The following is a 24139-nucleotide window of genomic DNA, read 5'->3' as shown; positions in this document are numbered from 1 at the left end:
TGCTCGTTCTCAGCCCCGTGAAACAACCCTCTACGCCGCCGTTGTCGTCAGTGCCAGTTATTAGGAATGTTGAGTGCCGCCTGGTATTGCTGGGCGTGCTGGCCCTGGGGCCGTTGCAAATAACCACGGTTTGGGCGCAGGCTATCAGCTCGGAACAAACCAAGTCCGGCACGGTCGTGACCCTCACCGGGACGCTCCGCGACGCCAGCGGGCAGCCACTGGAGCTGGCTGCGGTGGGAGTGGAGGGCCAGCCCGGCGGTACAAACACCAACGTCGATGGTGCGTTCGTGCTGCCTGTGCGTGTACCGGTCACGGACCAGAATGTAGTGCTGGTGGTGCGCCGCCTGGGCTTTATCACACTACGGCAGCCTTTGCGGCTGCCTGCTGAGGCCGGCAAACCCCTGCGATTAACCATGCGCCTCGATACCAAGGCGCTGAGCAATGTGCGCGTCACGGGCCGCTCCAACCAGGCTGATACCCGCGAGCAGGTCAGCGTTACGCGCATTGACCCGCGCTCGGCCAAGGAAATTCCCTCACCGTTTGGCGATTTCAACGCCATTCTCAAGACGCTGCCCGGCGTGGTGTCGAATAACGAGTTGAGCAGTACGTACAATGTGCGGGGCGGCAACTACGATGAGAACCTGGTGTACGTCAACGGCTTCGAGATTTATCGGCCGTTTCTCGTTACCTCGGCCCAGCAGGAGGGCCTGAGCTTCATCAACCCCGATTTGGTGAAGCAGGTGGAGTTCAGCAGCGGAGGCTGGCAGCCGAAGTATGGCGACAAGCTGGCATCGGTGCTGAGCGTGGATTACAAGACACCTGAGAAATTTGCCGCCTCGCTCACGGCCAGCTTGGTGGGGGGCGCGGCCCACGCCGAAGCCCGCTCGGCGAATGGCCGCGTGAGCTACCTGGCCGGCGTGCGCTACAAGAACGCACAGTACGTGTTGAGCTCCCTGAAACAGGCGCAGGGCGGCTACAATCCCACTTTTTACGACGCGCAGGCGTTCGTGAACATCGGCCTGGGCAAGAAGGAGGACATGCAGCGCACCACGCTGGGCCTGCTGGGGGTGGTGGCGCACAACGACTACCGCTTCTCGCCCGAAACCGGCCAGGCCACGTTCTCGACCGGCACCAACCAGTTCACCCGCGTGTTCATCGCCTACGATGGGCGCGAGCGGATGCAGTTCGACACCTACCAAACGGGCCTGAACCTGAAGCATGACTTCTCCTCGAAGCTGCAGATGGAGCTGCTGGGCTCGGCCCTGATTTCGCGTGAGTTTGAGTACCGCGACGTGGAAGCGGCCTACACCTTCGCTGAAATCAACCGCGACCCGACCTCGCCCGATTTCAACCAGACCGTGCGCCAGCGCAACATCGGCTCGCAGTTCAAGCACTCGCGCAATAACCTCACGGCGCAGATTTTCACGGCCGAAACCCGGGGCCGCTGGGCTCCCGCCGCCAACCACACTGTGCGCTGGGGCGCTAAAATCGGCCGCGAAAAAATCACCGATAAGCTCGACGAGTACAGCTTTGCCGACTCGGCCGATTACGTGCCCGATGCCCGCCGTACCCGTCTGCTGTCGGACCTGAGCCTGCAAAGCACCCGCACCCAGGGCTTTGTGCAGGACACTTGGAACCTCGATTCGCTAACCGCCCTCACCTACGGGGCCCGGGCCCACTACTGGACCACCAACGGCCAGCTGGTTATCAGCCCCCGGGTGCAGTTCTCGCAAATCAGCCGCTCGCACCCCAACCGCTCGTTTAAGGCGGCCGTGGGCGTGTACTACCAGCCGCCGTTCTACCGCGAGCTGCGCAATCAGGCCGGCGACCGTACCGACCCCAGCCAGCCTCTGATTCAAACCGCCAACCTAAACGTGGAGCTGCGCGCCCAGAAATCCTACCACTTTATCGTGGGCAAGGAAATCAACTTCCGGCAGTATGGCCGGCCTTTCAAGTTTTCGGCCGAAGCCTACTACAAGTATCTCACCGACGTGGTGCCTTATGACGTTGATAACGTGCGCCTGCGCTACTTCGCCAAGAACAATGCCCGTGCCTACGCCGCTGGCTTCGATACCCGCATCAGCGGCGAGTTTGTGAAGGGGGCCGAATCCTGGTTCAGCCTCGGTGTGCTTACCACCCGCGAAAACGTGGATGGCGACTCGCTGAACGTGGTGGATGCCAGCGGCAAAGTGACCGGCCGTGAGCCCAAAGGCTATATTCGCCGCCCGCAGGACCAGCGTCTGAACGTGGGCATCTTCTTCCAGGACCACCTGCCGGATAACCCTTCGGTGCGTGGCTACGTCAACTTCGTGTTCGGCACGGGCCTGCCGTTCAGCCCGCCCAACCTGCCCGACCTGCGCGGCACCGCCGACCTCACCCGTAGCTACAACCGTGTCGATTTGGGCTTCTCCAAAGTGGTGGGCCTCAAAAATAACAACGCCCCCAAAGACCATTTCTACAGCTTCGAGAGCCTCTGGCTGGGCCTGGAAATCCTCAACGTGTTTGCCGCCAATAACGTAGCCGGCTACAGCTATCTGCAGGATGTGAACGGCGTGACGTACTCGGTGCCCAGCTACCTCTCGCAGCGCATTGTGAACTTGCGGCTGATTGCGCGGTTTTGAACTTCAGGCTGGCTTATTTTCGGGGGTAGGCCTTGATTTGGAACTGCCGATGGTCGCTGTGCTGTAAGGCCACCCGCTGAAATACCGTGGGGAAGTCGCGCAGCAGTAGTTCGTAGCGTTCGGCCGCCGTGCGCGAGCGCAGGTTCTGGGTCCGTTGCTCGCTGAGTACGTAATACTTTTCAACCAGCTTTCGTCCTACGTAGTTGAACTCCGGAAAATCGTGGTACAGCTGTTGCAACTCGTTATGAGTAATGGAATGCACCACGGCGGGCTCCAGTAATTCGAGGTTTTCGGCTGAAGGCTGCTGTGTGAAGAAGCTCAGAATAGAAATCACGAAGTCGCCGGTCTGCATAAACCACGACGAAACCTCTCGGCCGTGCAGCAGCGTATAGCCCCGTACCAGTCCGGTTTCTAAAAAGTACACGCGCCGGGCCACCTCGCCTGGCTGCAGCAACAGGTGCCGGGCCGGCAGTATTTCCCGCTTGACTACAGCCGTCAGGACCTGCGTCAATGCAGGACTAACTGGCTGAATAGCATCAATAAAAGCAAGGAATTGGGCCATTTGCTGCGGATTTTGCGGTAAGTGCGCTGGTAGGCTGAAAAATATCTTTTGATCCGTGCCAAACCTTTCGGCCCGTTCCATGGTAGTGGCAGCAGAAACAAAATAAGGCCGGTTTGTGCGAACCGATACTGTTTTCGTTTTACCTTTGTGCCCGATGACCATTTTCACCGCCCTTCTTTGCGCTGTTGCCGCTGCCCCGCTCACGGGCCGTCGGGCAGTTGCGGGCGTGCATCATGACCACCATCTGTGGGAGGCCGGGCTGTGTGCCGGGTGCTAGCTTAGCACCGGTTGCCCGAGTCTCCACCGCCGCGTTCGGGGTGTGTACCCCGGGCTTCACTGTTTCATTTTGCGGGAAGTTCAGCCTTGCGCCACCTTGGTTGCGTTGGGGCGATATCCAATGTCTGTGCCCCATTTGGGCCGCGCCCGCCAGTTACCCCATTTCATGCTCCGTTTAGCTATTCAAAAGTCCGGCCGTCTGAGCGAGGATTCCCTTGCCCTCATCCGCGAGTGCGGCATCAATTTCCTGAGCACTTCCTACAAGCTCAAGACCGAAGCCACCAATTTTCCGCTCGAAATCCTGTTTCTGCGCGATGATGACATTCCCGGCTACGTAAAAGATGGCGTGGCCGACCTCGGCATCGTAGGCCAGAACGTGCTGGTGGAAGCCGGCTACCCCAATCTGGAAGTCGAAACCCTTGGTTTCAGCAAGTGCCGTCTGAGCTTGGCCGTGCCCCGCGCCGATGCTTACCCGTCCATTGAGGTACTGCAGGGCAAGAATATCGCCACCTCATACCCCAATATCCTTGGCCGCTACCTGGCCGAGCATGGTGTGCAGGCCAACCTGCACACCATCAGCGGCTCGGTCGAAATTGCGCCCAGTATCGGGCTGGCCGAGGCTATTTGTGATATCGTGAGCAGCGGCTCAACCTTGCTCGGCAACGGCCTGCGCGAAGTCGAAACCGTTTTCCGCTCTGAGGCCGTGCTCATCGCCCAGCCCAATCTCACGGCCGAGCAGCAGGACCTGCTGGAGCAGCTCCTGTTCCGGATGCAGGCCGTGCGCCGCGCCAAGCGCAGCAAATACATTGTGCTGAACGCCCCCGTGTCGGCCCTGGAGGAAGTGCGCCGGTTGCTGCCGGGCATCAAGTCGCCCACCATCACGCCGCTGGCCGAGGCCGGCTGGGTGTCGGTGCAGTCGGTGGTGCAGGAGGATGAGTTCTGGCACATCACCAGCCAACTCAAAGCCGTGGGTGCCGAGGGCATCCTCGTGTTACCCATTGAGAAGATGATTGCCTAACCCGGTTCGCCATGCAGCTATATTCCTATCCCGACCCCAGCCTGTGGGCCACGCTCCAGCAGCGCCCCGCCGCCGCCGAAGCCCCCCAGGTTGCCGCCCGCGTCCGGGCCATTTTTGAGCAGGTACGCGCTGGCGGCGATGCCGCGCTGCTGACCTTAGCCGCTGAGCTCGACAAAGCCACGCTGACCAGCCTGCTGGTTTCCGAAGCTGAATTCGCTGCCGCCGCCGCGCAGGTTCCGGCCGAATTACAAGCCGCCATCCGCCAGGCCAAAACCAATATTGAAGCATTCCACACGGCCCAGCGCGAACCCGAATTGCGGGTTGAAACCATGCCGGGCGTGATGTGCTCGCGCCGGGCCGTGCCGGTGCAGCGCGTGGGTCTGTACGTGCCCGGCGGTTCGGCTCCGCTCTTCAGTACGCTGCTGATGCTGGGCGTGCCGGCCCGCCTGGTTGGTTGCCCCGAGGTAGTGGTGTGCACTCCGCCGCAGGCCGATGGCTCGGTGAGCCCGGTTATTCTATTCGTGGCGCAGCTGCTGGGCATCGATAAAGTGGTGAAAGCCGGTGGGGCGCAAGCCGTAGCGGCCCTGGCGCTGGGTACGGCCAGCGTGCCGGCTGTCGATAAGATTTTTGGTCCCGGCAACCGCTACGTGACCGCCGCCAAGCAGCTGGCCGCTGCCGAGTTCGGCGTAGCCATCGACATGCCCGCCGGCCCCTCGGAGGTGTTGGTTATCGCCGATGCCAGCGCTAACCCGGCCTTCGTGGCCGCCGACTTGCTGTCGCAGGCCGAGCACGGTCCCGATTCGCAGGTGGTGGTGCTGAGTGATTCCAGCGCGGTATTGGAGCAGGTGCAGGCCGAAGTGGCCCGCCAGCTGGCCCTGCTGCCCCGGCGCGACGTAGCCGCCCAGGCTTTGGAAAGTAGCCGTGCCATTTTGCTGGCCGATGCCAACCGCATGCTGGAGTTTTCCAACCAGTACGCCCCCGAGCACCTTATTCTGGCCACCGACAACGCCGACGCGCTGGCCGCCCAGGTCACCAACGCGGGCTCCGTTTTCCTGGGGCACCTCACGCCCGAAGCCGTGGGCGACTACGCCTCCGGCACCAATCACACGCTGCCCACCAGCGGCTACGCCCGCCAGTACAGCGGCGTGTCGCTCGATTCATTCGTAAAGAAAATTACCTTCCAGCGCCTCTCAGCCGAAGGCCTGCAAGCCATCGGCCCGGTAGTGGAGACCATGGCCGAAGCCGAAGGCCTGGCCGCGCACGCCCGCGCCGTAACCCTGCGGCTGGCATCGCTGGATGCCAACAATCCAACCACTGCTCCCGCCAATCCCTACGCCGGCCTCATTCGCCCCAGCGTAGAGCGGATGCAGCCGTATTCCTCGGCCCGCGATGAGTTTGAGGGCATGGCCCCGGTCATGCTCGATGCTAATGAGAACAGCCTGGGCTCCGTGGGTCCCGACGATTTCAGCCGCTACCCCGACCCGCACCAGCGCGCCATCAAGGCCGATTTGGCTCGGCTGAAAGGGGTGATGCCGAACCAGATTTTCCTCGGCAACGGCTCCGACGAAGCCATCGACCTGCTCGTGCGCCTCACCTGTATGCCGGGCCAGGATGCCATCGTCATCTGCCCGCCCACCTACGGCATGTACGAGGTGGCCGCCAACCTCAACGACGTGCGCGTGGAGCGCCTGCCGCTGACCGCCGATTTTCAGCTGCCCGCCGATGCCGCCGAAAAACTCGCGGCTTCCAATGCCAAGCTGGTTTTCCTGTGCTCGCCGAATAACCCCACCGGCAATTTGCTCGCGCAGGAAGCCGTTGAAACCATTCTGCGCAGCTTCCGGGGTCTGGTGATTGTCGATGAAGCCTACGCCGACTTTGCCGATGCGCCCAGCTGGATTACCCGCCTGGCCGAGTTTCCGCGCCTGGTCGTGATGCAGACCTTCTCCAAAGCCTGGGGCCTGGCCGGTTTGCGGCTGGGTGTAGCGTACGCCTCGGCCGAGCTCATTGCCTATCTTGATAAAATCAAGCCGCCCTATAACATCTCGGCCGCTACCCAGCAGCACGCGCTGGCGGCCCTGGCCGCCGCGCCGCGCCTGCCCGAAATGCGGACGGAGCTACTGGAAGGCCGGCGCTGGCTGTTTGCGCAGTTGGCCGAAGTAGCCATCGTGGAGCATATTTTTTCTTCCGATGCCAACTTCCTGCTGGTGCGCTTCACGGTTGATGCCACTGCCGTGTACGACCAGCTCCGCAGCCGCGGCATCGTGGTGCGCAACCGTACCACGCAGCCCGGCTGTGCCGGCTGCCTCCGCCTCACGGTGGGCACCACGGCCGAAAATAGCCAGCTCGTACAGGCGCTCGCAGAAATCGGGGCCGAAACCCAGGTTTCGATTGCCGCGTCCAATATCCAATAAGTACCGGGCTGACCCCCGTTTTTCTTGTACCTCGTTAATCCCATTGAGTTGAAAAAGGCGCTTTTTATCGACCGCGACGGCACTATCCTCGTCGAGCCCCAGCCCAGTCAGCAAATCGACGGCCTCACGCCCGATAAGTTTCAGTTCCTGCCCGGGGCTATCAGTGCGCTGGCGCGCATTGCCCGCGATTTACCCGAGTACGAGTTGGTGCTGGTAACCAACCAGGATGGGCTGGGCACCGCCAGCTTCTCGGAAGACACCTTCTGGCCGGCCCATCAGCTCATGCGCGATATTCTGGCCACCGAAGGCGTTCATTTCGCCGCCGAGCACGTCGACCGCAGCTTTCCGCACGAAGGCCTGCCCACCCGCAAGCCCGGCACGGGCCTGCTCGGTGAGTACCTCGACCCCGCCAACGACTACGACCTGCCCAATTCCTATGTTATCGGCGACCGGCTGACCGATGTCCAGTTGGCCGAGAACCTCGGCAGCCAGGCCATTCTGATAGGAGAGGAGCCCGACCCCCGCGCCGCCCTCACCACCACCAGCTGGGATGCCATCTACCATTTCCTGCGCTACCCGGCCCGCATCGCCGTTATCGAGCGCAACACCAACGAAACCCAGATTGCCATCCGCCTAAACCTGGACGGTACCGGCCAGACGGATATCCACACCGGTCTCGGTTTCTTCGACCACATGCTGGAGCAGCTCGGCCGGCACAGCGGAGTCGACTTACACATAAGTGTAAAAGGCGATTTACATATTGATGAACATCACACCGTTGAGGATACGGCTCTGGCTCTTGGCACCGCCTTCTCTCAGGCCCTGGGCGACAAGCGCGGTCTGGCCCGCTATGGTTTCCTGCTGCCCATGGACGAAGCCCTGGCCCAGGCGGCCATCGACTTCGCCGGACGGCCCTGGCTGGTGTGGGACGCTGAATTTAAGCGCGAGCGGGTAGGGGACTTGCCTACCGAGCTGTTCTTCCACTTTTTCAAGTCCTTTACCGACAACTCCCGGGCTACGCTCAACATTTCCTGCCAGGGCGATAATGAGCATCATAAGATTGAAGCTATTTTCAAAGCTGTAGCCAAGGCCATTAAAATGGCGTTGGTGCGTGATGCCTCTACGGCTATTCCCAGCACTAAGGGAATATTGTAGCACCGCATAGCTAGGCAATTTATTGTATATCCAAATGAGTAATAAAAAGTATTATTCATTTGGGTTAATCAGGAATCGATTATGGAAATCGCAGTAGTAGATTACAAAGGGGGCAACGTGCAATCAGTACTCTTTGCTTTGGAGCGGTTGGGTGCGCAACCTATTCTTACCGCCGACCCCGAAGTATTGCGGCGCGCCGATAAGGTGCTTTTTCCGGGCGAAGGGGAAGCCTCATCGGCTATGCAGGCCTTGCAGGAGTCGGGCCTCGACTTGGTGCTGCCCACCCTCACCCAGCCGTTCCTGGGCATCTGTCTGGGCATGCAGCTGCTGGGCACGCACAGCGATGAGAACGATACGCCCATGCTCGGGCTGCTGCCTTTTCAGGTGCAGCGGTTCGTCGCCGACGCGGACCACAAAGTCCCCCATATGGGTTGGAACAACCTGCAGGATTTACGCGGGCCATTGCTGGCTGGGCTTACCGAGGCCGACCACGTGTACTTTGTGCACAGCTATTATGCCCCCGTGGGGCCATATACCATTGCGCAGGCCGAGCATCCCGCCCCATTTAGCGCGGCGGTACAACACCGCAACTTCTACGGCGTGCAGTTTCACACCGAGAAAAGCGGGGGCGTGGGCACGCGCATCCTGGCCAATTTTCTGGCGCTGTAGCATTCGTTCATCCTCAAACAAGAACCTACCCAGTGGAGATTATCCCTGCTATCGACCTCATCAACGGCCAGTGCGTCCGGCTGAGTGCCGGCGATTTTGCCCGGCAAACCACCTATGATGCCGACCCCGTAGCCGTTGCCCGGCGTTTTGCCGATGCGGGGCTGCGCCGCCTGCACTTAGTCGACCTCGACGGTGCCCGCGCCGGCCAGCCGGTCAACCTAGCCGTACTGGAAGCCATTGCCAGCCAAACCAGCCTCGATATTGACGCCGGCGGGGGAATTCAAACGGCGGCGGCTTTGGTGCAGGTGCTGGGTGCCGGGGCTGCCCACGCTACCGCTGGCAGCTTGGCCGTTCGCGAGCCTGCCATCGTGCAGGCCTGGCTGGCACAGTACGGGTCCGATACTATTTTTCTCGGAGCCGACTACAAAGGTGCCCACATCGTTATCAATGCCTGGGTTGACCAGAGCGACCTGACGCTGACCGGCTTCGTGGCCGATTACCTGGCGGCCGGCGGCACCACCTTTATCTGCACCGACGTGAGCAAAGACGGCCTGCTGCAAGGCCCATCGCTGCCCACCTACCGTTTGCTGGTGGAGCAGTTTCCTACGGCGCGCTTTATTGCCAGCGGCGGCGTGACCACCATTGGCGACCTGGAACTCCTTGTGGAGGCCGGTATGCACGGAGCCATCATCGGCAAGGCGCTCTACGAGGGCACCATTGCGTTGGCCGATTTGCAGCGGTTCCTGTAGTAGATTTTGATGCCTAGCATTTAGTAAATATCCCTCTCTGTGGTTAAGAAAAGACTTATTCCCTGCCTTGATGTCCGCGACGGTCGTACCGTAAAGGGCATTCAATTTGAAGGCCTGCGTGATGCCGGAGACCCTGTGGCGCTGGCGGCCCGCTACGCTCTCGAAGGAGCCGATGAGCTGGTATTTCTCGACATCACGGCCACCAATCAGCGTCGGCAGCCGCTGACGGAGCTGGTGCGCGACATCGCCCGCGTGCTGGATATTCCTTTCACCGTGGGCGGCGGCATCAGTACCGTGGCCGACGTGGAAGCCCTGCTGCTGAGCGGTGCCGATAAGGTTTCCATCAACTCCGCCGCCTTGGCTCGTCCCGCTTTCATATCGGATTTAGCCCGGCGTTTCGGTTCCCAGTGCGTAGTAGTGGCAGTCGATGCCCGGTTGGTGGACCAAGAGTGGCAGGTAATGACCCGCGCCGGAACTACGCCCACAGGCCGCCAGGCCGTAGACTGGTGCCGCATGGCCGCCGATTTGGGGGCCGGTGAGCTGCTGCTCACGTCAATGAGCCACGACGGCACCAAGGCCGGTTTCGCGCTGGAACTGACCCGGGCGGTCAGCGACGCCGTATCCGTTCCTGTCATTGCCTCCGGTGGTGCTGGCCAGCCTTCTGATTTTACCGCTGTTTTCGAAGCTGGCGGGGCGGATGCGGCATTGGCGGCCAGCATTTTCCACTTTAACGAAACCGCTTTGCCGGCGCTGAAGCAATATCTGCACACGGCAGGAATTGCCGTGCGCCTGTAACATTTGTGTATATAATATTTTCTAACTTCTTGTTTATGTCTGCTGCTTCCACCTCGCCCACTAGTCTTCAGTTTGATGCATCTACCGGTTTGGCCCCGGCCATTATTCAGGATGCTGATACCGGGCAGGTGCTGATGCTTGGGTACTTCAACGCCGAAGCCTGGGCCAAAACGCAGCAGGAGGGACGTGTCACGTTCTTTTCAAGGTCGAAAAACCGCCTTTGGACCAAAGGCGAATCCAGCGGTAATTATCTCACGGTAGTTAGCACGCATATCGACTGCGATGCGGATACTGTGCTGGTTCGGGCCCTGCCGGCTGGTCCGACGTGCCATCGTGGTACGGTGAGTTGCTTTGTGCAGCCGGAACAACTGCAGGCACCAGCCGCGCCAATCGGCTTTCTGGGCGCGTTGGAACGGTTGATTGTGGAGCGGCAGCAGTTTCCGGAGCGTGCCCCCACGTCCTATACTGTTTCACTCTTCAACAAAGGCCTGCCCAAAATTGCCCAAAAAGTAGGAGAGGAGGCCGTTGAAACGGTTATTGATGCCGTAGCCGGCCATCGCGAAACCCTGCCGGGCGAAGTAGCTGATTTGCTTTACCATCTGCTCGTGCTGCTCGTGGCCTCGGGCGTTTCCATGGCTGAAGTTATCGAGGTGCTGCAGGAGCGCCACCGCCTGCCCAACACCCGGCATTTGACGGAAGGATAAACGCAGAAGGTTTATAAAACGGCTACCCGTGTTACCTGTCGCTTGCCGGTTCCCAACAGTTGCAGGTAATAGACCCCTGGTGCCAAGGCATTGCGCGACCACGTGAGTCGATGCTACCTGGCGGCGGCGGGACCATCATAGTTGAGGTAAACAGGTGGGTTACTTTTTGGCCCATGGCGTTAAGCATCTGCAATTGAACGGTGGCCGCGCTGGGTAGCGAGAACAATACTTTCGTGCTTTCCTCGAAGGGATTGGGATTCACGGGAAACAGGGTGGTCACAGTGCTCAGGGTTGGGTACAGCACTTAGGTGCCCACCAGCACCTGGTGGTGGGTATAGAACTGCAGGGAGAGGCTGTCGGCTTGGCATTGATGAGCATGGCCCCCCAAAGTCCGCGTTGAACGTGGTTTTGCTCTGGGGTAGGCGCTGCATGGTTACGCGGTAAATGTTGCGGGCACCCAGGCCATTCACTACGTAGGGCGTTTTGTCCACCAAAATCTGTTCGTAGTGATGGTCGTGTCCTGCCAGCATCACGGAGCCTCCCCATTGGCTTAAGGGCCATTTTAGACCAAACCTTTGCGCAATCCTGGTCACAGCTGTAACCACTGCAGCGAATGGAACTCGTTTCTATCTAAATCCCGCCAGTGACTATCTGATAATTGATTCAGCAGGAGCGGGATGCACCGTTAGCATCAGAAACTCACAAGGCAAGGAGGTGCTGATTACCGTGTCAATAACGAGCCAGAATAAGGTAGCTATTTGCCAATTGAGTAAAGGACTTTACATAGAAGCCGTCTAGAAAGTCACAAAAGGTACTCAACCGGTCATGCAGCGCGCAGCGCAGCATCTTGCTCGCATCGTTGAACGTGAGGATGCGAGCAAGATGCTGCGCTGCGCGCTGCATGACTGTTCGGGGACTTTCTAAATAGCTTTATTATAGCGATTGAAACAATTAATTCTATTAGTACATCCAATACTGCTGATTAATTAATCTGCTTTCTTCACAATTTCTTAAGCTGGGATGGATCGAATTGCATCTTCTGCGATTCGGACCATCCCAGCTTCTGGTTTTTTAGCTGTCGTCTTATTTTCTCCAGCAGCGCCATGGCTATGGCGACGTCTTCTTCCTCTGTAATTGAGAGCACTGTGTTTATCCCAGGGCCGCTAACTTGTAATTGGTATTCTTTATGGTCGGTAATCGGCAAAGCGGCTATTGGAGGTGTTACGTGGACTTCTGGTGATTGGCGCCGCACATTTTTGCGCATATCATCAGGTTCTTCCAGCTTTTTTATTTTGAGGGTCGTCTCCTGTTTTGGCGTTGGCTCAAAGAATCCAAATAGGCTAGCAACTGCATCTGCGCCTTCATGGTTGTTTGTTTTATTATTGGTGCTTTCGTTTGGTATGATGTCGGATTTCCTAACGTTCTGCAATGCGTCTGTATCAATCGTTGTTGCAGCGTTCAAATCTGAGTCTCCGTTAGTTTGTTCTTGGAGCATTAGGTTGTCGATTCCCGATAACCCTCGGAATACGTTGGTTTGGGGTTGCGGGCTAGCTAACTCACGTCTGGAATTCTGTGCTGCTTTAAAAGCATCGATATCGGCGATGATGTTTCGTTCATCGAGAATACCTACCATGTGGCAGCCGTCCACAAATGCTTTGGCTACTCCTGGTGCATTTATTTCTTCCACACCAAATTCCCGGATTAGCATCACATCCAACATCTGTACCGGCAGCTCTCTTGAGCGGAATTTGCGGCAGATTTGCGTGAATAGGGGCGGGGTAAGGAATGCTTCGCGGTGAAAGGTTAATTCCTCCTCTTTGTCATAGGCATGCTTGATTCTCTTGAACAGTGTGGTTGTGGTTAGCAGTTCGCGTTTGCTAGTTATTAGTCCAAACTTTACTGCGGAGCCTATTATGGCTTTGAATGACCCACTGACCTTCCTGTTCAGTTTTCTCGCCGCGTTTTCTATTGTGCACTTTCCGCCCGTGTCATCGGTAATCTCTGCTAGTTCCCACGCACCGGTGTAGTTAGTCCTTGGGTAGTCTATTAGTTTTGGCATATTGGGGCGAAGAGGGTTTGTTATATGATCTACAAAACTAGTCAAAAAAAGTATATAAAATCCCTTATTTTATATACTTTTATAAGCTTTTGATGGGGAGTTTTTATTTTGAACTTTTATCCAATGCGTATGGTACATGGGTTTAATTACCATATTCTAGTACATACGTAGTGTAGAATTCTCTGTTTCATTAGTTTCTTTAGGAGCTCAGATTCTTTAGAAACTTTCTTGAGCATAATGTTTCGGTGTATCTATAATATATTAGACGAACCTGTTGTATAATAAAGTTTGCACAGTTTAAATAATAATAGGAGAGGGAGATAATATTATTAGTAATTATAAGTATATAAAATACAGTATTTTCTACTTTTTTATACTTTATATTATCAATTATTTATCAAGCATGTTCACATTGGAGAGGTTCCAACTCAGCACATAACGCGAATCCCAGTCCAAAATCGAAACCAAATAGATGACCACGTGGGTGATGTCCGTGCTACCAGAACTCATTCGGAGCGGTGACCGAGCCATCTCGCAGCAGATAGGAACCGGTGCACGCACTTGGCATTGACAGCGTACCCGTCCAGGCGCAGGTGGTCACGCAGGACCAGCACGCCCTTGAAGTTATGGGCGGTGAACTCCTCATCGAGCAAACGCATGAGATGGAGCTTTCCCCACAGGGATGATAGTAAAAGCTACTACGCGGAAGGCCCAGAACCTGACACCAGGCCTGTACCGAATGCCACCCGTCGCCCTGAACGGCCAGAACGCGTTGCTGGAATACTGACATGACCCCAGCGTTTTTTAACAGCGCGTTCTCCATCTGCAGCCGGCCGATGGCGGCGTAAAGGGACTCCACATCCGGCACCGCTGCAACGGAAACGGGCGCTTCGGCAAAGACCTAAACGGCTTGATGGCGCAGTTGCAGGTTCCAGCGTGTGATTTGGGTAGTGGCCAGTTGGTAATGGGCGGCCAACTCGGCCAACGGCCTACGCTCGATGAGGGCGGCAAGTACCACCTCGGCTTTGAACTCAACCGTGTAGCGACGACGGGTGCGTGTTGGGGTCATAATCGAGCAAAACAAACCCGCTTAACCTATCCAGCTTTTGGGGAGTACTACAAGCTAACTGTGCATTTGGTGCAATGACCCTAAATCTGCTGTACAATTAAAAGTAGAATATGCTCAGGGTGCACTCTATTAATAGCACCAACGCAAGGCGTACTTCATAAAAGCCAGTCAACACAAAACAAAAATCACTTAAGCCAAAAGAGTATTAGATAACCTTCCAGAGCGAACCTAACTACACAATACAATTTGTCTTATAATTTATATTATGTTAAGTAGAGTATTCGGAAACGAAAAGGCCCACTTTCAAGCGGGCCTTTTCGATCATCATAACAGCAAGCCTGACCCCTACTTCGTCAGAGTCTTAAGCTTTGCATTAAGCTTCTCCGAATCAGCATTACGACCCAAACGGAAGTAAACTTTTTGCAAAGAAACCAGCGTATTACGGTCGTCGGGCTGCAACTGAAGCGCCTTTTCAAAATAAGGAACCGAGGCTTCAAAATACTTTTTGCCCTCAGTCTCAAATTTCTTACCTGAAACCTGGTAAGTTTTCAAATCCATCTTGCTAGCCTTGGTGTAGGCATCAGCGGCTTTATTGTAATTGTAGACGCCAAGGTTAAACTGCGCGTCGAAATTGTTGGGCTCCAACTCAACTGCTTTCTTATAGTCAGCAACAGCCAGCTCGTTTTTCTTTTGCTGGTCATACATCGAACCACGCACTGCATAAAGGTTCGAATTGCCGGGGTCAGCAATGATGGCCTTGTTGATTTTGGCAAGAGCATCTTCCCCTTTACCGCTGGCGAGCGACATGTTCAAATCCTCCAGCATGAAGGATTTATTGTTGGGATAAGCAGCCAGTGCCTGCTGCACGACTTTAGCGGCTTCAGCGTTATCGTTCTGCTGCTTGGCCATTTGAAGCAAGCGCGAATACAAAGTCACCGACTTGTAGTTCATACCCAGCAACTGATTGTAGCTGGCTTTTGCGCCCGCAAAATCCTGCTTAGCTTCGGAAGCATAGGCCGAATAAAGCACTGCCGTAGTATCCTGTGGCTTGATTCTCGAAGCCAGTTTATAGCTCTCAATTGCCTTATCGTATTCTTTGGCATTGTAGCTATTCACGGCGTCGTTGAAAGCACGACCATATAGGCCATCCATTCTGGCAACGGCCTGCTTGCCGAATTCACCATCTTTGGTATCCAGTTCAACGGTCTTATTATAAGACTCATACGATTTCTGGAGGCCCTCGCCCGGCTGCAGCTGCTTGCCGTAGATGGGGCTTTCCAGCATGCCTTCGTAAACCTGACCACGGGTAAACCAGGTTTTGGCTTTGCCGCTGGTTTTTTCGTTTACAATGGCTTTGTCAATGTCCGTGCGAGCTTTATCCAACAAGCCGGAACGCTGGTTCAGAATGGCGTTGGTGACGGCTGAAGTTTGGGCGAAAGCCAGCGAGGGCAACCCACCGGCCAAAGCAACGGCGACGGCAATCGTCAGAAAGGTCTTCTTCATGAGTTCGGGAATTGGCCGGGATTCAAGTCTGAGTAAAAATCACCCGACTTGATAACGGCGGGAAAAATGAAAAAAGTGAATTTTTGGGGTAAGGACCGAAACCGGAAACGATGGGTTATGGCCTTGGGTTCGTCAAAAATAAACGGGACGGCCCAAATGGACCGCCCCGCTACTACTTCAGCAATTATGCCAAGTCGTCGGATTCGGGTTCATCTTCCGAATCTGCTTCATCTTCGCTGTCGTCCTCCAACTCATTGTCGGTTTCGACAGCCTCGCCGGCGTCATCGGCAAGCGATTCGTTTTCAGCACCATGAAGAGCAACTACCACCTGCGCCCCACCTTCTTCGGTGGTCGTGACGAGTACGGCTTCGGTTTCCTCCTCCTTTTCTTCGGCGGCCACTTTAGCTACCGAAGATATTTCATCGTTGGCGCTGATTTTAATCAACCGCACGCCTTGAGTAGCGCGGCCAATCGTGCGCAAATCGCTCATGCGAAGACGGATGGTAATACCGGACTTGTTGATAATCATCAAGTCGTCAGTATCATTAACATCCTTGATGGCTACCAGATTACCCGTTTTTTCGGTAATCTTCATGGCCCGAACGCCCTTGCCGCCCCGGTTGGTCACGCGGTACTCATCGAGCGAGCTGCGCTTGCCATAGCCATTCTCGGTCACCACCAGTAATTCCTGGGTGGGGTCGGCGAGGCAGACCATGCCCACAACCCGGTCGCCGGGCGTGTCGGACAGGCTGATGCCGCGCACACCGGCGGCGGCCCGACCCATCGAGCGAACCTTGCCTTCGTTGAAACGAACGGCGCGGCCCGAACGGAGCGCGAGCACCACTTCCGAGTTCGGCGCGAGCAGCTGAACATCGAGAATGCGGTCGCCTTCGTTGATGGTGATGGCGTTGATGCCAGCCGTACGGGGGCGCGAGTATGCTTCGAGGGGGGTTTTCTTGACGGTGCCCTGCTCAGTGCAGAACATCAGGAAGGTGTTTTCCAGATAATCCGGGTCTTTGAGGCCCCGCACATTGAGCACGGAACGCACTTTGTCTTCACGCGGAATCTCGATAAGGTTTTGCAGGGGCAGGCCCTTGGTGGCCTTCCCTCCTTCCGGCACTTCGTACACCTTGAGCCAGAACACGCGGCCAAGCTCGGTGAAGAACAGCAGGTACTCGTGGGTGGTGGCCACGAAGAGATGCTCCGTGAAATCGTCCTTCTTGGAGATGGCCCCACGCGAACCAGCCCCGCCCCGGCCCTGAGCCCGGTATTCGTCTAGGTTAGTACGCTTGATGTAGCCTTCGCGCGAAATGGTGATAACCATGGCCTCGTCGGCAATCATGTCTTCGGTCGAGAAATCACCACCGATATAGTTAATTTCCGTGCGGCGGGCATCGCCGTAGCGCTCCCGGATATCAAGCAGCTCGGTTTTGATGATGCCGCGCTGCAGTACATCCGATTCGAGCACCGACTTCAGGTAGTCGACGAGCTTCATCAGCTCGTTGTATTCGGCCACGATTTTGTCGCGCTCCAGGCCGGTGAGGCGCTGCAGACGCATGTCCAGGATGGCGCGGGCCTGCACTTCGCTCAGCGCGAAACGCGAGATGAGCTGGCCACGGGCCACCTCAGGGTCGCGCGAGCTGCGAATGAGGGCAATCACCTCGTCGAGGTGGTCGAGGGCAATGAGCAGGCCTTCAAGAATGTGGGCCCGCTTCTGGGCTTCGGCCAGCTCGTAGCGCGTGCGGCGCACGATGACTTCGGCGCGGTGCTCGACAAAGTACTGGATGAGCTGCTGGAGGTTCAGCGTCATCGGGCGACCTTTGACCAGGCACACGTTGTTGACGCCGAAGGAGCTTTGCAGCTGGGTGTACTTGTAGAGGTTGTTGAGCACCACGCTGGGCATGGCATCACGCTTGAGGTCGTAAACGATGCGCATGCCGTCGCGGTCCGACTCGTCGCGCATGTCGGAAATGCCCTCAATCTTCTTATCGTTGATGAGCGCGGCCGTCTTCTCAATCATCGACGCCTTGTTCACCATGTAGGGAATCTCGGTGACGACGATTTGCTCTTTGCCGGTTTTGGAGGTTTCGAACGAGGCTTTGGCGCGCATGACCACGCGGCCCCGGCCGGTTTCAAACGCCTGCTTCACGCCCTCGTAGCCGTAGATGATGCCACCGGTGGGGAAGTCGGGCGCCGTAACGTACTGCATGAGCTCGGCCACCGTGATGTCGGGGTTTTCGAGGTAAGCAATGATGCCGCTCACGACTTCCGTCATGTTGTGCGGGGCCATGTTGGTGGCCATGCCCACGGCGATGCCCGTCGTACCGTTCACCAACAGGTTGGGGAACTTGGCGGGCATCACGCTGGGCTCTTCAAGCGAGTCGTCGAAGTTGGGCTGAAAATCGACGGTGTCCTTGTCCAGGTCGCCGAGCATTTCATCCGAAAGGCGCTTGAGGCGGGCTTCGGTGTAACGCATAGCCGCCGGCGAGTCGCCATCGACAGAGCCGAAGTTGCCCTGGCCGTCTACCAGGGGATAGCGCAGGCTCCAGTCCTGGGCCATGCGCACCATGGTGTCATACACCGAAGAGTCGCCGTGCGGGTGGTATTTACCCAGCACCTCGCCCACGATACGGGCCGATTTTTTGTAGGATTTATTGTAGCCCACGCCCAGCTCGCTCATGCCGTAGAGCACGCGCCGGTGCACGGGCTTCAAGCCGTCGCGGACATCGGGCAGGGCCCGGGAGATGATAACCGACATCGAGTAATCGATGTAGGCGCCCCGCATCTCGTCTTCGATGTTAATCGGAATGATTTTTTCGCCTTCCGCCATTGAGGGGGTTGATAGGCGACTTGAAAAAACCCAAATAAGGTGGTTTTAAGCCGCAGGGTGAATGGTTCTTTATATGCGTGCGAAGATACAATAAAAAGGCCGCAACGACAAGCGCTGCGGCCTTTTATAGACTTATTGAAGCAACTATCGAAAGGTAGCCGACGGCCGGTACCAACCCTCAAAACCACCAAACCAGGGCCTTCCCTCCCACCGCCGCCGCCGGCTTAGCGAATGGACTTGCTGCGGTCGTTGTCATGCTGCGCGGGTTTGGAATTCGTGGTCTTGATTTTCTCGCCGATGGCGGGGTTCTGCTTCTTCCAGAGCGGCTGGCCCCGGTACTTCACCCCGCTGTGCAGGTGCACCTTGCGCACGTGGCACGATTCGATGGGACAGGTACGGCAGCTGGCTAAGGCCACGAGCAGCGTACAGAATATCGAGCGAAAAAGCAGCTTCATGGCACAAAGGTAACGCATAGGAAAGGCGGCAACAGCCCACATTGGGCCACACGGCGGCTAGCCGATTTTAGTCCTCGCCGTCCCACTCGGCCAGAAAGCGGGCCACGTAGGCTTCCATAAACGCATGGCGCCCGCGGGCCACGGCGCGGGCACCATCCGTATTTAGCCGGTCCTGAAGGTGGAAGAGCTTTTCGTAGAAGTGGTTGAGCGTAGGGGCCGTATTCTTCTGGTAGCTGGCAAAACTGTCGTGCACCATCGGCGCAATGGCCGGGTCGTGCAGCGGCCGGCCGGCGTGCCCACCGTAGGCAAACGCCCGCGCAATGCCAATGGCCCCGATGGCATCTAGCCGGTCGGCGTCCTGCACCAGGGCAGCTTCGATGCTCGAAACCGGCGTGGCTACGCCCGAGCCTTTGAAGGAAACCTCCCGAATAACGGTTTCGACGCGCGCAACAACTTCTTCGGCTACCTGCTGGCTGTGCAGCCAGGCGCGGGCGGCGCGGGGACCGGCTTCGTAGTCGCCGCCGTGGAATTTCCAGTCGGCGATGTCGTGGAGCAGGGCAGCCAGCTCGGTCACCAGCGCATCGGCCTCGGGATGAGCGGCGGCGAGGCGACGGGCCATCAGCCAGACGCGGCGGATGTGTGCCCAGTCGTGCCCACTGCCTTCGTTGGCAAACTTATCTTCGATAAAGCGGGCGGTGGTGGCGATTACGTCCAAGAGAACTGTCAAAATGAGGTATTAAAAAAAGCGGCCGCAACCCATGAGGAGCGGCCGCCGGGAAGCGGGCAAAAGTACGGGCTTATTTCTGCTCATTAAGGTCCCAGTCATACTTCAGGTAGGTCAGGGGCACATCGGGCTTGATTTTTTGCGTGGCGTAGCGGTTCACAAAATCCTGGATGGAAGTGCTGCCGTTTTTGGTGAAGTCCTTGGGGTAGAAGCTGAAGATGGAGGAGAGCTGCGGCTTATCGGCGGGCGTCAGCTTGTTTTTGGCGGGGTTGTTCACAAAGTCGCGGCCCTGCTCGTCGAGCTGCGCATTCAGGCGCGGACCGACGTAGGCCTCGTTGCGCAGGCGGGGGCACGACATGGCAGCGCACACCAGCGCCACATGGATGCGGTTGTCCTCAAAGTTCTTGCGGATGATACGGTGCTCGATATCATTGAGGGAATAATCTTTGCCGTCGAGCTTGATGAAATGCTGGTCCCAGGGCGTATCAACGAAGATTTTAGTACCGCCCAGGTCCTTGATGCTCTTAACCGGATAGGCGCGCAGAATGCGCTGCACGGTAAAGGCATTGTAGGCGTTTATCCAGTAGGCCAGCTCATTGTTGGAAGTCCAGCTCTTGCTGGGCAGGTGCGCAGACAGGTCTTGCAAATAAGCATTGAGCGCGAGGCTGTCGCCCTGCCACGCTTTGTAATCGACCAGTCCCTGGTTGTTGACGTATTTTTTCAGCTGGCTATCCCAGGCGGCGTGGGTGGGCGGCGTGGTTGCCGTTTTGGCCGTGGGATTGAGGGGAATAAGGTAGCGGATATAGCCGCAGCCAGAGGTGAAAGCCGTAACCAGCGCAAACAGGCACAGGAACGTAAAACGGGGAATTAAGCGCATGAAGCAGATTCGTAAAAGAGTGGTGATGTCGGGCTTGATGCCCTGACAAAAAGCACTTACGCAGCCAGACACGATTTAAACAGTTTCATACGCTGTTTAGCGACATACCCGGTGCGTCATCCTGCGCGTGATGTCAAATGACTACACTTCGGATTACTCAACAGCCCCACGGTACGTACCGGGGCGTACCGGGGCGTACCGGGGCGTACCGGGGCGTACCGGGGCGTACCGGGGCGTACCGGGGCGTACCGGGGCGTACCGGGGCGTACCGGGGCGTACCGGAAGAAATCAGAATAAGTTGGTTCATTTACCATTTCTGCTACGCGAGCGGAGTATCGGCATACCACCCGGGCAGCGGGCCCGCTCCCGATGGGTTCAACCCAAGAAATTCACTGCGATTACAGTTAGCTGCCGTTTCTTCGCCTTATAAAGCTCCATTTCTATGATTTCCCGTTATCTCCTTTCGGCGGCCCTGCTCCTGCCACTGGCGTCGGCACCGCAGCTGGCGGCCGCGCAGGTGCCCCTGGCCACCCCCGCGCCAGCAGATACCACGCACAAGTACCAGAACCCCGCCGGGGTGTCCTCACTGATTAAAAAGTCTTTTTTCAAAAGCAAAGGGTTTCGGGCCAGCATTGTGCCGGCGGTGCTGATTAGCTACGGCATCAGCACCATCAACGGCAATGGCTTTTACAGCTCCTACGATGCCAAGAGTGACATTCACCACACGTTTGGCGACTACAGCAACCACATTGATGACTTCCTACAATGGGCGCCCTACCTAGAGATTCCCGTGGTGCTGCTGGCCGGCGTGGAGTCGCGCAGCGACCGGATAAACCTCGGGCTCGTCATCGTGAAAAGTGAGCTGATTATGCTTTCCTCAGTGTATGTGGTGAAAACCCTTACCCGCATCGAGCGACCCGATGGCTCCAATAGTCTATCGTTTCCATCGGGGCACACGGCGCAGGCCTTTCTGGCCGCCAGCATTGTGCACACCGAGTTCCGCGACAAAAGCCAGTGGTACGGCATCGGGGCTTATACGCTGGCTACGAGCGTGGCTGCCTTCCGCATGATAAATAACAAGCACTGGGAGTCGGACGTGGTAGCCGGGGCGGGCTTCGGCATTCTCTCGGCCCACGTGGCCTACCTGACCCATCGCGACCGCTGGGGCCACAAGCCCACGGGCCGCGGCATCGGCGACACCAGCTTCATGCCCATGTGGACCCCGGCGGGCGGCACGGGCCTGTGCTTCACCTGGCGGCCGAAATAGCAGCCGAAGAGCCTCTGGATAAACGTCATTCGGCCCGTCGAAACAATATGTTCCGGCGAGCCGAATGACGTTTGAGCGGGCTTTATGCGTTAGACTATCGGAAGTTCGGCACGCTCCGCATTATCGGTGCCAGTATCTGCCTGCTCATCCAATGCTTCCAGCTCGACTTCACGCTGCCAGATTTGGGCTGGGTTGAAAAGACCGGTGGCGGCAACCAGGTCTTCGAGCAGGTGGTCGAGCAGGTGGTCGTCGGGAGCGGATTGCTCTTCCGGATTGGGAGGCGTTTGATTCGGGTCCATGTATCGCCTACGCTAACTGGTGACCTGACGGCTATTATTTTGGGTAACCGCCAGCAATACTCCGGTGAAATGCATTATACTGCACGCCCCCGGTGGTCAGTGTGGCGGTACCGCCCCTACTTCAACAGCATGATTTTAGAATTTCAAACCGATTTCATTCCGCTAATCACTACGGGCGTGAAAGTCCATACCATCCGCTTCGGCAACCGCTGGAGCGCCGGCCAGTCTATTAAATTTTACGTGAACGTGGGGCAGGACGGCATGCGTAAGTTCTGGCCCGACGGGGTGGCGCAGAATGTTCAGAACATTCGAGTGGAAGTAAGTCACGGAACCCCGGTAATCGAAATAAACGGCCGCCAACTGTCGGCCCCGGAACTCACCGAGTTTACCCACCGCGACGGGTTCGAATCGCCCGGGCTGCTGCTGCAATTCCTGGACGGCTACCACGGGCTGCCTTTCGTGGGCCAGCTCATTCACTGGAGCAGTCTTCGCTACTAAAGGCCGGCCACAAAAAAACCCCATGCAAACACTTGATTTGCATGGGGTCTAATACACGATTAGCCGCCTGTCGGACTTGCCAGTACCACTACTTAGTATGTGGGGATGCGCAGAAGCCCCCTGCGGGGCCTTTTACGCCCACCGATGAGCTAGGGGGGTTTACAGTTAGAGCCACGTTAGCGCGGCAGTCAAGCAACAGGTGGCAAAATAATTGGGGGCCCGCTTATCAAAGCGGGTTGCCACGGCCCGAAAACGTTTTAAGCCATTGATGGCTCGTTCAATCTGGTTTCGTTCTATACATTTCAGCATCGTGTTCGAGGGATAATGTCCAGTTTTTCTTGCTGGGAATCCCGGCCCCGGCTTGTCCTATCTGGACGCGCACGTAGTCCGCGTCGTAGGCGCTGTCGGCCAAGACGACCTGCCCCGCCCGCAGGTGGCTCCGCAACAGCCCCGGGACTTGCGGGCAATCGCCGGCTTGGCCACCGCGGTCAGGGCCAGGGCGCAAATCCGGCCGTGGGCGTCGCAACTCAGGTGGTGCTTGGTTGTGAAACCACCCCGGCTAAGGCCGAGCGCCTGGCCGACGGGACTATCTTTTTTTGCCCCGGCCGCCACCTGGTGCGCGCGTACGGCCGTCGAGGCGTACAGGGCCGGTAGCCGTAGCGCCGGTCCTGGCGGATGGTATTTCCGTAGTAGCGAAGGAAGGCTTGCCGCCCACCCGGCCCAGCCGTGTGCTTGCTTTCGCACTATTTATTTACCCATGACCCTAATCCTTCGCCCCGTTACCCCGGCCAGCCTGGCCGCGCGGCTGCCCCTTGGCCGACTTCTACCAGCACTTCGGCTACGCCCACGACGCGGCCGCGCAGCAGGCGCTGGCCGCATCGTGGGCGTAGCCCATCCCGAGTGGGGGGCGCTGTATCTGCTCGATGATGCCGGCCAGGCCGTGGGCTACGCTGGCATCACCTACTTCACCTTCGAGCGGGGCGGGCGCTACGCCCTCGTCGATGAACTGTACATGGCCGGCGCGGCCCGCAGCCGGGGCGTGGGCCGCGCCGCGCTGCTCCTGTTGCAGCAGCAGGCCCGGGCCGCAGGCCTAGTGGCCTTGTACCTGCAAACCGAGCCCTACAATGCCCGCGCCCAGTGCCTCTACGAGTCCGTGGGCTTCGTGGACGATGAGCGGCGCAACCTGGCCTGGCTGAGCGGGGCGGTTCCGGGCAAGGAATGAGTACGCCTGGAAAAAGGTCGGAGTGGGTAGCCGCCTTTCGTGGCGCTGGACCTGGGCATCGATACGTCCACGGACGGCCGGCAGCTCGTCGGGAGTAGCCGTGTCGGTCTGGATAACCAAGGCCGTGCCGCCCGCCTTTTCAATTGCCGCCACCACCGCGTTGCCTTCCGACCGGATGCGGCTCAGGGTGGCCACTTTGCCGCCCTTCGCAGCCAGCCACAACGAGGTCGTCTTGCCGATGTCCAAGCTACCGCCCGTAACCAGACAGTTTTTTTGAATCGGGTTATGGCGCGCTGTCAATGAAAAGCAAAAAAGCCAATGGCTGCCTTGGGGCAGCCATTGGCTAGTATATCTATCGGATGCAAACCGGGAGAAT

20 protein-coding genes and 1 pseudogene are annotated in these 24139 nt (G+C 57.7%); 11 read left to right on the top strand and 10 right to left on the bottom strand.

The annotated features are described in order from the left end of the window. The first annotated feature begins 17 nt into the window (after positions 1 to 17). The gene (locus tag KQ661_RS13595) at positions 18 to 2621 is read left to right on the top strand and encodes a TonB-dependent receptor (RefSeq protein ID WP_216688847.1); all 2604 of its coding nucleotides are present in this window, start codon (positions 18 to 20) and stop codon (positions 2619 to 2621) included. A 13-nt stretch (positions 2622 to 2634) separates the two neighbouring features. Here the strand turns inward: KQ661_RS13595 and KQ661_RS13590 are convergent, their stop codons facing one another. Further along, positions 2635 to 3183: a Crp/Fnr family transcriptional regulator gene (locus KQ661_RS13590; RefSeq protein ID WP_216727274.1), complete on the bottom strand. Its 549-nt coding sequence runs from the start codon at positions 3181 to 3183 to the stop codon at positions 2635 to 2637. Positions 3184 to 3625: 442 nt separating this feature from the next. Here KQ661_RS13590 and hisG point away from each other — a divergent pair, with 442 nt between their 5' ends. From hisG to hisIE, 7 genes are all read left to right on the top strand, one after another. After that, entirely contained in the window at positions 3626 to 4477 is an 852-nt protein-coding gene (gene hisG, locus KQ661_RS13585; protein WP_216688844.1) for an ATP phosphoribosyltransferase, read from the top strand. An 11-nt stretch (positions 4478 to 4488) separates the two neighbouring features. After that, entirely contained in the window at positions 4489 to 6888 is a 2400-nt protein-coding gene (gene hisD / locus KQ661_RS22890; protein ID WP_317196111.1) for a histidinol dehydrogenase, read from the top strand. A 48-nt stretch (positions 6889 to 6936) separates the two neighbouring features. After that, positions 6937 to 8043 (top strand): bifunctional histidinol-phosphatase/imidazoleglycerol-phosphate dehydratase HisB, encoded by a 1107-nt coding sequence (gene hisB, locus KQ661_RS13575; RefSeq protein ID WP_216727980.1) that lies wholly within the window; start codon positions 6937 to 6939, stop codon positions 8041 to 8043. Positions 8044 to 8124: 81 nt separating this feature from the next. Next, positions 8125 to 8712, top strand: coding sequence for an imidazole glycerol phosphate synthase subunit HisH (hisH, locus tag KQ661_RS13570; RefSeq protein WP_216726213.1), 588 nt, complete (start codon positions 8125 to 8127; stop codon positions 8710 to 8712). 32 nt (positions 8713 to 8744) lie between these two features. Further along, entirely contained in the window at positions 8745 to 9461 is a 717-nt protein-coding gene (locus KQ661_RS13565; RefSeq protein ID WP_216727273.1) for a 1-(5-phosphoribosyl)-5-[(5-phosphoribosylamino)methylideneamino]imidazole-4-carboxamide isomerase, read from the top strand. A 39-nt stretch (positions 9462 to 9500) separates the two neighbouring features. Further along, positions 9501 to 10256 (top strand): imidazole glycerol phosphate synthase subunit HisF, encoded by a 756-nt coding sequence (gene hisF, locus KQ661_RS13560; protein WP_216688840.1) that lies wholly within the window; start codon positions 9501 to 9503, stop codon positions 10254 to 10256. A gap of 35 nt (positions 10257 to 10291) precedes the next feature. Beyond that, positions 10292 to 10960 (top strand): bifunctional phosphoribosyl-AMP cyclohydrolase/phosphoribosyl-ATP diphosphatase HisIE, encoded by a 669-nt coding sequence (gene hisIE, locus KQ661_RS13555; RefSeq protein ID WP_216688839.1) that lies wholly within the window; start codon positions 10292 to 10294, stop codon positions 10958 to 10960. A 1000-nt stretch (positions 10961 to 11960) separates the two neighbouring features. On the opposite strand, the gene KQ661_RS13550 is transcribed toward hisIE, so the two are convergent. The 7 genes from KQ661_RS13550 to KQ661_RS13520 form a co-directional block, all read right to left on the bottom strand. Next, positions 11961 to 13064 carry a hypothetical protein gene (locus tag KQ661_RS13550; protein ID WP_216727272.1) on the bottom strand — a complete coding sequence of 368 codons (1104 nt, stop codon included), beginning with the start codon at positions 13062 to 13064 and terminating at the stop codon, positions 11961 to 11963. An 856-nt stretch (positions 13065 to 13920) separates the two neighbouring features. After that, complete coding sequence (locus KQ661_RS13545) at positions 13921 to 14088, bottom strand: hypothetical protein (protein ID WP_216727271.1); 168 nt, start codon at positions 14086 to 14088, stop codon at positions 13921 to 13923. A 345-nt stretch (positions 14089 to 14433) separates the two neighbouring features. Next, on the bottom strand, positions 14434 to 15591 hold the full coding sequence (locus KQ661_RS13540; protein ID WP_216688836.1) for a tetratricopeptide repeat protein: 1158 nt from the start codon (positions 15589 to 15591) through the stop codon (positions 14434 to 14436). 184 nt (positions 15592 to 15775) lie between these two features. Beyond that, positions 15776 to 18421, bottom strand: a complete 2646-nt coding sequence (gene gyrA / locus KQ661_RS13535) for a DNA gyrase subunit A (RefSeq protein ID WP_216727270.1) — start codon at positions 18419 to 18421, stop codon at positions 15776 to 15778. A gap of 224 nt (positions 18422 to 18645) precedes the next feature. Continuing rightward, on the bottom strand, positions 18646 to 18876 hold the full coding sequence (locus tag KQ661_RS13530; RefSeq protein WP_216688834.1) for a hypothetical protein: 231 nt from the start codon (positions 18874 to 18876) through the stop codon (positions 18646 to 18648). A 67-nt stretch (positions 18877 to 18943) separates the two neighbouring features. Next, the gene (locus KQ661_RS13525; protein WP_226915567.1) at positions 18944 to 19603 is read right to left on the bottom strand and encodes an HD domain-containing protein; all 660 of its coding nucleotides are present in this window, start codon (positions 19601 to 19603) and stop codon (positions 18944 to 18946) included. 70 nt (positions 19604 to 19673) lie between these two features. Beyond that, positions 19674 to 20477 (bottom strand): DUF547 domain-containing protein, encoded by an 804-nt coding sequence (locus tag KQ661_RS13520; RefSeq protein ID WP_216688833.1) that lies wholly within the window; start codon positions 20475 to 20477, stop codon positions 19674 to 19676. A 442-nt stretch (positions 20478 to 20919) separates the two neighbouring features. On the opposite strand from KQ661_RS13520, the gene KQ661_RS13515 reads away from it, so the two are divergent. After that, entirely contained in the window at positions 20920 to 21744 is an 825-nt protein-coding gene (locus KQ661_RS13515; protein ID WP_216727269.1) for a phosphatase PAP2 family protein, read from the top strand. Between the two features lie 89 nt (positions 21745 to 21833). Here KQ661_RS13515 and KQ661_RS13510 read toward each other — a convergent pair whose 3' ends face one another. Continuing rightward, entirely contained in the window at positions 21834 to 22043 is a 210-nt protein-coding gene (locus KQ661_RS13510; RefSeq protein WP_216688831.1) for a hypothetical protein, read from the bottom strand. A gap of 129 nt (positions 22044 to 22172) precedes the next feature. Between KQ661_RS13510 and KQ661_RS13505 the strand changes: the two genes are divergently transcribed. Together KQ661_RS13505 and KQ661_RS13495 are read left to right on the top strand one after the other, a co-directional pair. After that, complete coding sequence (locus KQ661_RS13505; RefSeq protein WP_216688830.1) at positions 22173 to 22541, top strand: hypothetical protein; 369 nt, start codon at positions 22173 to 22175, stop codon at positions 22539 to 22541. 757 nt (positions 22542 to 23298) lie between these two features. Then, positions 23299 to 23763 carry a GNAT family N-acetyltransferase gene (locus KQ661_RS13495; protein WP_216727268.1) on the top strand — a complete coding sequence of 155 codons (465 nt, stop codon included), beginning with the start codon at positions 23299 to 23301 and terminating at the stop codon, positions 23761 to 23763. A 57-nt stretch (positions 23764 to 23820) separates the two neighbouring features. On the opposite strand, the pseudogene KQ661_RS23080 reads toward KQ661_RS13495, so the two are convergent. Further along, positions 23821 to 24063 (bottom strand): annotated as a pseudogene (locus KQ661_RS23080) (SDR family NAD(P)-dependent oxidoreductase); the annotation flags it as partial. Between the last annotated feature and the right edge of the window lie 76 nt (positions 24064 to 24139).

Origin of the sequence: Hymenobacter siberiensis (assembly GCF_018967845.1) — a bacterium.
GTDB lineage: Bacteria > Bacteroidota > Bacteroidia > Cytophagales > Hymenobacteraceae > Hymenobacter > Hymenobacter siberiensis.
Note: the sequence above shows the minus strand (reverse complement) of the source record. Positions and strands in the feature narration are given on the sequence as shown.

Excerpts from the sequence above, each read along its gene's own strand:
- KQ661_RS13515 (WP_216727269.1), top strand. The coding sequence starts at position 20,920 with ATGATTTCCCGTTATCTCCTTTCGGCGGCCCTGCTCCTGCCACTGGCG.
- hisH (WP_216726213.1), top strand. The coding sequence starts at position 8,125 with ATGGAAATCGCAGTAGTAGATTACAAAGGGGGCAACGTGCAATCAGTA.
- KQ661_RS13590 (WP_216727274.1), bottom strand. The coding sequence starts at position 3,183 with ATGGCCCAATTCCTTGCTTTTATTGATGCTATTCAGCCAGTTAGTCCT.
- KQ661_RS13520 (WP_216688833.1), bottom strand. The coding sequence starts at position 20,477 with ATGCGCTTAATTCCCCGTTTTACGTTCCTGTGCCTGTTTGCGCTGGTT.
- hisD (WP_317196111.1), top strand. The coding sequence starts at position 4,489 with ATGCAGCTATATTCCTATCCCGACCCCAGCCTGTGGGCCACGCTCCAG.
- KQ661_RS13540 (WP_216688836.1), bottom strand. The coding sequence starts at position 15,591 with ATGAAGAAGACCTTTCTGACGATTGCCGTCGCCGTTGCTTTGGCCGGT.
- KQ661_RS13495 (WP_216727268.1), top strand. The coding sequence starts at position 23,299 with ATGACCCTAATCCTTCGCCCCGTTACCCCGGCCAGCCTGGCCGCGCGG.
- hisIE (WP_216688839.1), top strand. The coding sequence starts at position 10,292 with ATGTCTGCTGCTTCCACCTCGCCCACTAGTCTTCAGTTTGATGCATCT.
- KQ661_RS13510 (WP_216688831.1), bottom strand. The coding sequence starts at position 22,043 with ATGGACCCGAATCAAACGCCTCCCAATCCGGAAGAGCAATCCGCTCCC.
- KQ661_RS13505 (WP_216688830.1), top strand. The coding sequence starts at position 22,173 with ATGATTTTAGAATTTCAAACCGATTTCATTCCGCTAATCACTACGGGC.
- KQ661_RS13545 (WP_216727271.1), bottom strand. The coding sequence starts at position 14,088 with ATGACCCCAACACGCACCCGTCGTCGCTACACGGTTGAGTTCAAAGCC.
- gyrA (WP_216727270.1), bottom strand. The coding sequence starts at position 18,421 with ATGGCGGAAGGCGAAAAAATCATTCCGATTAACATCGAAGACGAGATG.
- hisG (WP_216688844.1), top strand. The coding sequence starts at position 3,626 with ATGCTCCGTTTAGCTATTCAAAAGTCCGGCCGTCTGAGCGAGGATTCC.
- KQ661_RS13530 (WP_216688834.1), bottom strand. The coding sequence starts at position 18,876 with ATGAAGCTGCTTTTTCGCTCGATATTCTGTACGCTGCTCGTGGCCTTA.